A 10,474-nucleotide genomic window follows, 5' to 3' on the forward strand; every position below is an offset into this window, starting at 1 on the left:
CTGAGCGCCGAGGCGAGTCAGGACGAGCTGCTAACCCTGATTTGACCAGCTGAACCAGGACCCCGAGGTTGATGGCATCCTGGTACAGTTGCCGCTGCCCACCCACTTCGACACCACCCAGGTGCTGGAGCGGATCCGTCCCGACAAAGACGTCGATGGTTTCCACCCTTATAACGTCGGCCGACTGGCACAGCGTATTCCCGCCCTGCGCCCCTGCACCCCCAAGGGCATCATGACGCTGATCGAAGCCACCGGCGTCAAGACCCATGGTCTGCACGCCGTGGTGGTGGGGGCATCCAATATCGTCGGTCGCCCCATGACCCTCGAACTGCTGCTGGCCGGTTGCACGACTACGACCTGCCACCGCTTCACCCAGGATCTGGAGACCCAGGTTCGCCGCGCCGATCTGCTGGTTGTCGCCGTCGGCAAACCGAACTTTATCCCGGGTGAGTGGGTGAAGCCGGGTGCCCTGGTGATCGATGTGGGCATCAATCGCCTCGCCGATGGCAGCCTAGTGGGTGACGTCGAGTTCGCCACCGCCCGCAGCCATGCCGCCTTTATCACTCCGGTTCCGGGCGGCGTCGGTCCCATGACGGTGGCCAGCCTGATGGAAAACACCCTGATCGCCTGCCGCGACTACCACAGCTAAGACCGCAGGATCTGAGTGACAGAAGGCAGGCCCAGGCCTGCCTTCTCTTTTTCCAACGTCTTCTCCCCTGCCAACCGCTCCGCCGCATCACTTCCGTCGGCGAACCTCGGCGCTGCGCCCAAAATGATCCTGTAACGCCGCCAATACCCGCCGCACCTTGTGAGAGACCTCGCGCTCGGGCGTGATGGCATGCAGCGCCATGGCCGCCATCCTGTGGCCGGGAAGCACCTCCTGCAGGTATCCCTGCGCCAGATCGTCTGCCACTTCGGTCTCGGGCAGCAAGGCAATTCCCTGCCCCGCCAGGGCAAACTGGCGCAGGGGCAACACATTGTTGCACAGGACCCTGGGCGAGAACCGCAGCTGCTGCGGCATGCCCTGCTCATCCGGCAGGGTCAAACCAACCCCGGGCAGATCCGCCAATAGCCAGTCATGACTCGTCAATTCGGCAAGGCGAGTCGGCACCCCACGCCGGGCCAAATAGGCAGGAGAAGCGCACAGTAGCATGCGCGTCTCGCCGAGATGGCGCGCCACCAGGCTTGAGTCGGCCAGGGTGCCGACTCGCAATGCCACATCGATGCGCTCTTTGAGCAGGTCACGCTTCTCGTCATCGGCGATGATGATGAGGCGCAAGCCGGGATGAGCTTGCAGCAAGGGGGATATTGCCTGGACCAGAGGCAGGCCCGCCATGCCCACGGGCGCCGTTATCCTCACCTCCCCCATCAGGCTGTCGCGAACTTCCCCAAGCCGCAGCTCTGTCTGGGCCAGGGTCTGGCGCAGGGACTGACAGCCCTGCCACACCACCTCCCCCGCCTCGGTCAAGTCGAGACGGCGAGTGGAACGGTGCAACAGGGTGAGGCCAAGCAGGGTCTCGAGCTGGCTGATATGTTGACTCACTGCCGAGGGCGTCATGCCAAGGACCTTGGCTGCCCCCGTCATGGTCCCCGCTTCCACCACGGCGGCGAAGATGGCGTAGCGTCTAAGCTGCTCCATTATTAAGTCCTGCTTATTAGTGAATGAACATTCTACTGGATTATTTAATCACACAGGGAAGCGTAGGCTAGCCCTATCTTAATAGCGCAGGAGAGTTTCCCATGAAGATTGCCCTGATAGGCGCCACTGGTTTTGTCGGCCGTGCCGTCCTGGACCAAGCCATTGCCCGTGGTCACAGCATCACTGCCATAGTGCGCGATACCAGCAAACTTGCTCCCCATCCGCAACTCCAGGTGCTAGGAGTGGATGCTCAGGATCCCCAGGCACTGGCTTTGGCGATCAGCGGTCACGATCGCGTGATCAGCGCCTACAACCCTGGCTGGGCCACCCCGGACATCTATGAGCAATACCTCAAAGGGGCCGCCGCCATCGTGCAGGCGACCAAGGCGGTAACAGGCTGGCTGCTGGTGGTCGGCGGGGCCGGCAGTCTGGAAGTCACCCCCGGGATCCAGCTGGTCGATACCCCTGAATTTCCGGCTGAATGGCGACAGGGGGCCCTGGCGGCTCGCGATGGGCTCAGCGCACTGCGCAGCGAGTCTGAACTCGACTGGCGCTTCGTCTCCCCGGCCGTCATGCTGGTGCCGGGCGAGCGCACTGGCCAATACCGGCTGGGGGGCGATCAGGTGTTGTTCCTGGATGATAAACCGGCCGAGATCACCGTCGGCGATCTGGCCGATGCCATCCTCAATGAGGCCGAGCAACCAGTCCATCTACGCCAGCGCTTCACCCTGGGCTACTGAGCCAGCCCATGGGGCGCAATATGCGCTCAATAAAAGAGTAGGGAGGCCATGGCCCCCCTACTCTGCTTGCATCAGGCAAGCTCGCTCATGTCGCCCGACACCAGCGATTGCGTCCTGCTTGTTTGGCGCGATAGAGCGCCAGATCGGCGTCGGCCAGCAGCTCACTCAGGCTCTCCCCTGGAGCGGCCTGGCGCAAGCCACCGCTGATAGTGACCCGCATTGCCTGCGCCAGGGGACGATCAGCCACCCCTTGAATGAGGCGATCGGCCTGATCTGCCAGTTCGCTCTCCTCCCCCGGCGCAAGCAAGACCGCAAACTCTTCCCCGCCCATGCGTCCGAGCAGAGCCCGGGGTGGCAACAACTCTTCCAGTCGTTGGCACAACTGCACCAACACAGTATCCCCTGTGGGATGACCGTGTTCATCATTGATCTTCTTGAAGAAATCGACATCAAGCAGCAGCAGGCCACCCCCTTCACGAGCCAGTCGTTGCTCGGTCGCCTCACTGAAGGCGCCGCGATTGAGCACCCCGGTCAGATGATCATGACTCGCCACTTGCTGCAAGCGGGCGAACAACTGATCTCGCTCGGCCACGGCGCAGGCCGTGGTGATGGCACTCAGGGCCAGTATGGAGATGCCGGTGCGAAACGAATAGACGGTGGCCGCATCCTTGCTCCATTGATACAGCAGTTGATCATCGAGCACGGTGAACATGTAGAGAGAAGCGGCGCAGGTAGCCAGACAGGTGAAGAAACGATTGCCAGAGAGTGCCAGCCAGATGAGCGCAGGCACCGGCAGCACCAGCAGACCCGGGCCCCCCAGATGCTTGTCGAGCAGGAGTACCAGCAGCAGAAAGAGCAGTGCCGGGACAAGATAGCGGCGATCACGCCACATTTCCCGGCGACATTGCCGCCAGGAGCCCGGCAGGGTCAGCAGGCTGGGTAATAACACCGAGAAGTTAATCAGCTCGGCCAAGTACCACATGATGGTGCTCTTCCAGCCGGTCGAGCTGCCAAGCCAGACCACGGCGGCTCCCCCACACAGGGCCCCGGCCAGGATGGCGGGTTGGCAACGGAGCATGAGCCTGGGGATGGCCGTGGCGCTGATCAGCCCTTCGGGGCCCAGTCCCTGGCGGCGCAGGCTGAGCCAGGCGATGGCAACAGTGAGAATATTGGCGCCGTTGAGCAACAGACTCTTGCGCCAGGGCGTGCCATAACAGGCATCAACCAGCAGGAAACCAAGCAGGGCCACCAGCAGATGCACCAAGCCAGCCCTGGGATAGTAGCGAAGCAAGATACCAACCAGGACGGCATTGGCGGGCCAGAGCAGCGAAAAGCTGCTGCCACCTCGCGCCGACACCCCGATCCAGGTGAGCAGGGCGCTGATCAGCAGCAGGCAGGTCAAGGAGACAAGCTCGCGGCCCACTCGTGATCCAGACAGAGATGAGGGACTGGCAGGCCCGGGATCAATAGTCAAGGCAAGCTCCAAGCGTAGCAAATGAGCCTCGATACTAAGGGAGCGAGCGTCCGACGCCAAGCCAAGAGTGGTTTCGTTTCGCTAGAGAACAGCATTTACGCAACTAATCCGAACTCTATTTCGATTTTTGTCTATAACTAAGAATTATTTGTTGTTTTGTCATCCCAAGCCGAAGGGATAGCATTCCTCCAACCCAAATGACACCTCGTTTTGCGAGGATGTTGCCTCAGGATCCAGGTTGGAGGTTCTCATGTTACTGCTTTCCCCCCAGCATGGCGCACGTCATGTTTCCAGCACCGCGCCCGCTCCTCTGGCGCAACAAGGGAGTGGGTCAACGGATCCCGCAGAGCCCACCAGCGCACTGCCCATCCTGGATTACGGTCAATTGTTGCCGGGTGCCCCGCACAGGACGCAGGCGCTCATGACACTGCGCCGGGCGGCGCGCGACCCCGGTTTCTTCTATCTGGAGAACACAGGGCTGGATCTGGGCCAGCAGAGCGAACTACTGGCTCTGGCGGCCCGGCTCTTTGCCCTGGACGACCATCAGAAACAGGCGGTGCAGATGGTGCACTCCCCCCACTTTCGCGGTTACAACCGGGTTGGGGCCGAGCTGACCCGGGCTCGCCCGGACTGGCGTGAACAGTTCGACATCATGGCCGAAGAGCCCTGCCTGCCCGATGCCTTGCTGCACCAGCCCTGGCAACGCCTGCAGGGGCCCAATCTGTGGCCTTCGGCCCTGCCCGAACTCAGGGGAGCCTTGCTGGGCTGGCAGGCGCAGTTGACCCTGGTAGGATTGACCCTGATCCGCTCTTTCGCCGAAACCCTGGCACAAGCTGCCGATGTCTTCGATGAGAGCTTGAGCCCGCTCCCCTACCGTCATACCAAGCTCATCCACTACCCGGGCCGCCATGAGGGGGACGGTCAGGGGGTGGGCGCCCACAAGGATCCCGGCTACCTCACGCTACTGCTGCAAGATAGTCACGGTGGGCTCGAAGTCTTGACCGAGCAAGGGTGGACACCTGCACCGCCTCGCGCTGGCGCCCTGCTGGTCAACATTGGTGAACTCCTGGAGCTAGCCTCAAACGGTTACCTCAAGGCCACCCTGCATCGGGTCGTCACTCCACCCCCCGGGGTGTCGCGCCTCTCCTGTGCCTTCTTCATGGCGGCGCGCCTCGATGCCACAGTGCCTTTGCTGACACTGCCCCCGGCGCTCGCGACCGAGGCCAGAGGCCTTCAGAGCGATCCGGACAACCCGCTCTTTTATCAGGTGGGGGAGAACGTGCTCAAGGGACGACTGCGCTCCCACCCGGACGTGGCGGCCCGCCACTATGCCACCCCATTGGCCACGGCGAGCGCCCCGACAGGCCCCCCCTCATAACCGGCTGGTGCCCTGTCAACGGCAGGGTACCTATACCATTCACCCGGGGCGCCGCCGCGCCCAGGACAATAAGAGGCCAGCCCACTGGCCATGACGGAGAGATGATGAAATTCAAGACCATGAGCGTACACAGCGGCCAACGGCTCGATCCCCAGACCGGCGCCCTGACGACCCCTTTGTATCAGAGCAGTACCTTCAGCTATTTCACGGCCCAGGCTGGCAAGGAGCGGTTTTCGGGTCAGGCCCCTGGCTACATCTACAGCCGTTTTGCCAACCCCACGACCGCCGAGCTGGAGTTGAAACTCGCAGCCCTTGAGGGCGCAGACGAGGCGCTGGTGGTTGCCAGCGGCATGGCCGCGGTGAGCGCCATCCTCTATGCCCTGGCCGATAGCGGGGACGAGGTGGCCTATGTCGGTCCGCTCTATGGTGGCACTGAGGCCTTCCTCAAGCAGACCTTCAGTCGCGCCGGCATCCGTATCACCGGCTATGACAGCGACCGGGATCTGCTGGCCAACATCAACCCGGGCACAAAATTGGTACTGTTCGAAACCCTGACCAATCCAACCCTCAAGCTGGTGGATCCCCGTATGGTGGTCGAAGCCGCACGCAAGGTAGGTGCCCTCAGCGTCTGCGACAACACCTTTCTTACCCCCTATCTGCTGCGCCCCCTTGAACTGGGTGTCGACATCGTCATGCACAGCGGCACCAAGTATCTCGGTGGCCACGGCGACATCATCGCCGGGGTGGTCGCCGCGCGCCATGAGCTGATGGCGCGCATCCGCACTGTGGCACTCAAGCATCTGGGCTCCCCCATAGGGCCTCAGGAGGCTTATTTGCTGCAACGGGGCGTCAAGACTCTGCCGCTGCGCCTGGATGCGCATCTGCATAACGCTCAGCGGGTGGCCCAGTTCCTGGCAGCTCACCCCGCTGTCAAAAAGGTGATCTACCCGGGACTCGCCGATCACCCTGGCCATGGGGTGCTGGGAGAGATCGCCACAGGTTACGGCGCCATGATCAGCATAGAGCTGGAGGGGGGCTTCCCCCGCTGTGCACGCCTGCTCGATCAGTTGCAACTATTTGTACAGGCGGTGAGCCTGGGGGATCTGGAGAGTCTGGCCTGTCATCCGGCCAGCACCACTCATGCCGCCATGGACGAAGCCAGCCGAGTGGCCGCCGGGGTCAACGAGGATCTGATCCGGTTGAGCATTGGGGTCGAGGATGCCGATGATCTGATTGCCGATCTGGCATCGGCTCTGGGCCAGCACTGAGCCTGCGGCTAGGGTGATGGTTCAGCGACATGCCAGCCAAACCTAGATAGCAGAAGGGAAGGCTGATGCCTTCCCTTCTCGTTTAACGCACTAATGGTCAACGGCTATCGCGCTGAGCCCGGCGACGCGCGGTGGTTATCCCTTAGCCTCGGGCCAGCAGGATGCGCAGCATGCGACGCAGCGGCTCGGCCGCGCCCCACAGCAGCTGATCACCGACGGTGAAGGCGGCCAGGTATTCCGGGCCCATGTTGAGCTTGCGCAGACGACCAACCGGTATGTTGAGGGTGCCGGTCACGGCAGCCGGGGTCAGTTCGCGGGCGCTGATGTCACGCTCGTTGGGGATGACCTTGACCCAGTCGTTGTGGGCGGCCAGCAGGGCTTCGATCTCGGCCAGCGGCACATCTTTTTTCAGCTTGATGGTGAACGCCTGGCTGTGGCAGCGCAGGGCGCCGATGCGTACGCACAGGCCATCGACCGGCACCGGGGCAGCTTCGATGCCGAGGATCTTGTTAGTCTCGGCCTGACCCTTCCACTCTTCCCGGCTCTGGCCGTTGTCGAGCCTGGTGTCTATCCAGGGGATCAGGCTGCCAGCCAGAGGCACACCGAAGTTGTCCACCGGCAAGTCGCCGGAGCGGGTCTTCTCGGTGACCTTGCGTTCAATGTCCAAGATGGCAGAAGCGGGATCCGCCAACTCGACCGCAACTTCATCACGCAATATCCCCATCTGGGTGATCAACTCACGCATATGACGGGCGCCGCCACCAGAGGCCGCCTGGTAGGTAGCCACGCTCACCCACTCCACCAGATCCGCCTTGAACAGACCGCCCAGGGCCAGCAACATCAGACTGACGGTACAGTTGCCACCGACGAAGGTCTTGGTGCCGGCATCCAGTGCCTGGGTGATCACATCGCCATTGACCGGATCCAGGATGATGACGGCATCTTCTTCCATGCGCAAAGAGGACGCGGCATCAATCCAGTAACCCTGCCAACCGGCGGCTTTCAGGCGCGGATAGACATCCTTGGTGTAGTCGCCGCCCTGGGCCGTGATGATGATCTCCTGCTCGGCCAACGCCGCTATGTTGAAGGCATCCTGAAGCAGACCGGCATCGACGCCGAAATTGGGGGCGGCCTCACCGGCCTGGGAGGTGGTGAAGAAGGTGGGTTGAATGTGCGCAAAATCCTGCTCTTCCTGCATCCGGCTCATCAGGACAGAGCCCACCATGCCACGCCAACCGACCAAACCTACTTTTTTCATAATGTCCTACCCTGGATAACGGCTTAATAGTGCGGATCCTCTATCGTTCCGACCTGGAAGGCATGTGCCTCCTGACGCCTAAGCTGGCGTCACTCAGATCTTGGCTCGATAAAATTCTGCTGCGAAAAATGTGTCTATCCACATTACGGATTGTGGCGAGGGACGCAAGTCGATTTGCGCAATAATCCCTGCCGTTTGCTGCAATATCAATCGACGGTGCGCCCCGGGAACCCCACCCACTCCTTGGCAAGGCCGATGCCGCTCTGGCAAGATGAGTCCAACGGCCATCGCGCCCGGCGGGGACGACCCCGCTGCCTGACCGCTGGCAGGGACGACCCTGCCCCCTGATGGATAGATGTTCATGCCCTGGATATTGCTGCTCGTCGCCGGCCTGTTCGAGATTGCCTGGGCCATTGGCCTCAAATACACCCAAGGTTTCACCCGCCCCCTTCCTACCCTGCTGACGCTCGCCGCCATGGGGGTTAGCGTCTTGTTGCTGGCCATGGCGGTCAGGCATCTGCCCCTGGGCACCGCTTACGCGGTCTGGACCGGCATCGGCGCCGTTGGCACTGTGCTGATGGGGATCTTGCTGTTTGGCGAGCCCGCCACGGCGGCGCGACTGTTTTGCCTCGCACTCATCATCGGCGGCATCCTGGGTCTCAAAGCCATCGGTTGACGATCATTGACAAGCTGTGTCCGCCAAGCCGGGCACCGCCTCAGTCTGGCGGTAACGCCACCGGCTTATCGTCCCCGCACCGGGCCATGCCCAATCACGCGCCCTTGGTCGAACAGCCCCGTTCACCCGAGGGCATCAGCCCCGCTTTATCGCCGCCTGCCCGGGCCACTTAGCACCGTTTTTGCCTGCCAAATGGCGCAACCCCTGCTATTATCTGCGGCCAAAACATGAGCCCATAAAATCAGGACATTGTGATGACAGACCACACTTTTATACCCGGCAAGGACGCGGCGCTGGAAGACTCCATCGAGCGGTTCCAGACCAAGCTGCAGGCCCTGGGATTTGATATCGAAGAGGCCTCCTGGCTCAACCCCGTGCCCAACGTCTGGTCCGTGCACATCCGGGACAAGGAGTGCGCCCTCTGCTTCACCAACGGCAAAGGCGCCAGCAAGAAAGCCGCCTTGGCCTCGGCCCTGGGTGAATATTTCGAGCGCCTCTCCACCAACTACTTCTTCGCCGACTTCTATCTGGGCAAACAGATAGCCAATGGCGACTTCGTGCACTACCCGAACGAGAAGTGGTTCCCGATCGAGGGCGATCACTTCCCGGCTGGCCTGCTCGATGACTTCACCCGCCACTTCTACAACCCGGAAGGGGAAGTGACCGCCGACATGCTGGTGGACTTGCAATCCAACAACGAGGAGCGCGGCATCGTCGCCCTGCCATTCGAGCGTCAGTCTGATCACCAGACCGTCTTTATCCCGATGAACATCATCGGCAACCTCTATGTCTCCAACGGCATGAGCGCCGGCAACACCAAGACGGAAGCCCGCACCCAGGGGCTGTCCGAGGTGTTCGAGCGCCACGTGAAGAACAAGATCATCGCCGAGGCCATCAGCCTGCCCGAGATCCCGAACGAGGTGATCGCCCGTTATCCCGGCATTGCTGCCTCCATCGCCGCACTGGAAGCCGAAGGCTACCCCATCTACAGCTTTGATGCTTCGCTGGGGGGTCGCTATCCGGTCATCTGCGTGGTGCTGCTCAACCCGAGCAACGGCACCAGCTTCGCCTCCTTCGGTGCCCACCCGCGCTTCGAAGTGGCATTCGAGCGTACCGTGACCGAACTGCTGCAAGGCCGTGGTCTGAAAGATCTGGATGTGTTCGTCGCCCCCTCCTTTGATAACGAGCAGGTGGCGGATCACCACAACCTGGAGACCCATTTCATCGACTCTTCCGGCCTCATCAGCTGGGATCTGTTCAAAGAGGAGTCCGACTTTGAATTTGCCGACTGGGATTTCCGTGGCACCTCCCAGGAGGAGTTCGATCACCTGATCGGCATTTTCCACGAGCTGGAGCAGCCGGTTTACATCGCCGACTACGAGCACCTTGACGTCTACGCCTGCCGTATTTTGGTGCCGGGCATGTCAGACATCTATCCGGCCGAAGACTTGCTGATGGCCAACAACAACATGGGCGCCAACCTGCGGGAAGTGATCCTGGCCCTGCCCTCCCTGGCATGGGATGCCGAACAGTACATGGCCTTCTATGACCAGCTGGAAGAGGAAGGTCACGACGAACGTACCCGGGTGCGCGAGCTGCTCGGCATCGCCGCCGCCAAGGGCACCGCCCTGCACACCCTGCGCATCGGCGAGCTCAAGGCCATGCTGGCCCTGGCTGCTGGCGAACTGGAAACAGCGCTGGATCTCATCAACTGGACCATGGAGTACAACCAGTCGGTGTTCAGCCCGGAGCGCGCCAACTACTATCGCGCCCTCAAGAGCTGTGTCGAACTCTTCCTGGACGAAGAGCGCGAGCCCGAGCAGTACAAAGCCGTCTTCACCCGTATGTATGGTGAGCAGACCCTGGCGCAGGCCTGGGCCCATGCCACTGGCGAGGCGCGCTTCCACGGGCTGGAGACGGCCGATGAGTCCCTCAGCCAGTTCCCGCTGCATCAGAAGCTGCTAGCAGCCTACGAGAAGCTGCAAAAAGCCAAACGCAACTTCAACTGGCAGTAAATTCATACCCCATAAAAAACGACGAC

8 protein-coding genes and 1 pseudogene are annotated in these 10,474 nt (G+C 61.7%); 6 read left to right on the top strand and 3 right to left on the bottom strand.

From position 1 onward, the window contains the following. Positions 1–649, top strand: a pseudogene (folD, locus tag G113_RS15885) (bifunctional methylenetetrahydrofolate dehydrogenase/methenyltetrahydrofolate cyclohydrolase FolD); the annotation flags it as partial. A gap of 87 nt (positions 650–736) precedes the next feature. Here the strand turns inward: folD and G113_RS15890 are convergent. Next, positions 737–1,639 carry a LysR family transcriptional regulator gene (locus tag G113_RS15890; protein WP_005906861.1) on the bottom strand — a complete coding sequence of 301 codons (903 nt, stop codon included), beginning with the start codon at positions 1,637–1,639 and terminating at the stop codon, positions 737–739. A 101-nt stretch (positions 1,640–1,740) separates the two neighbouring features. On the opposite strand from G113_RS15890, the gene G113_RS15895 reads away from it, so the two are divergent. Beyond that, on the top strand, positions 1,741–2,379 hold the full coding sequence (locus tag G113_RS15895) for an NAD(P)-dependent oxidoreductase (protein ID WP_005906864.1): 639 nt from the start codon (positions 1,741–1,743) through the stop codon (positions 2,377–2,379). 85 nt (positions 2,380–2,464) lie between these two features. Here G113_RS15895 and G113_RS15900 read toward each other — a convergent pair whose 3' ends face one another. Next, positions 2,465–3,802, bottom strand: a complete 1,338-nt coding sequence (locus G113_RS15900; protein ID WP_005906865.1) for a GGDEF domain-containing protein — start codon at positions 3,800–3,802, stop codon at positions 2,465–2,467. Positions 3,803–4,103: 301 nt separating this feature from the next. Here G113_RS15900 and G113_RS15905 point away from each other — a divergent pair, with 301 nt between their 5' ends. After that, a complete protein-coding gene (locus G113_RS15905; protein ID WP_083940403.1) occupies positions 4,104–5,231 on the top strand; it encodes an isopenicillin N synthase family dioxygenase in 1,128 nt (375 codons plus the stop codon). A gap of 104 nt (positions 5,232–5,335) precedes the next feature. After that, on the top strand, positions 5,336–6,499 hold the full coding sequence (locus tag G113_RS15910; protein ID WP_005906867.1) for a trans-sulfuration enzyme family protein: 1,164 nt from the start codon (positions 5,336–5,338) through the stop codon (positions 6,497–6,499). 142 nt (positions 6,500–6,641) lie between these two features. Here the strand turns inward: G113_RS15910 and asd are convergent, their stop codons facing one another. Beyond that, entirely contained in the window at positions 6,642–7,757 is a 1,116-nt protein-coding gene (asd, locus tag G113_RS15915) for an aspartate-semialdehyde dehydrogenase (protein ID WP_005906868.1), read from the bottom strand. 361 nt (positions 7,758–8,118) lie between these two features. Here asd and sugE point away from each other — a divergent pair, with 361 nt between their 5' ends. Both sugE and ycaO read left to right on the top strand, forming a co-directional pair. Further along, the gene (gene sugE / locus G113_RS15920; protein ID WP_005906869.1) at positions 8,119–8,433 is read left to right on the top strand and encodes a quaternary ammonium compound efflux SMR transporter SugE; all 315 of its coding nucleotides are present in this window, start codon (positions 8,119–8,121) and stop codon (positions 8,431–8,433) included. A gap of 254 nt (positions 8,434–8,687) precedes the next feature. Further along, positions 8,688–10,448, top strand: a complete 1,761-nt coding sequence (gene ycaO / locus G113_RS15925) for a 30S ribosomal protein S12 methylthiotransferase accessory factor YcaO (protein WP_005906871.1) — start codon at positions 8,688–8,690, stop codon at positions 10,446–10,448. The last annotated feature ends 26 nt before the right edge of the window (positions 10,449–10,474 follow it).

The organism is Aeromonas molluscorum 848 (assembly GCF_000388115.1).
Lineage (GTDB): Bacteria > Pseudomonadota > Gammaproteobacteria > Enterobacterales > Aeromonadaceae > Aeromonas > Aeromonas molluscorum.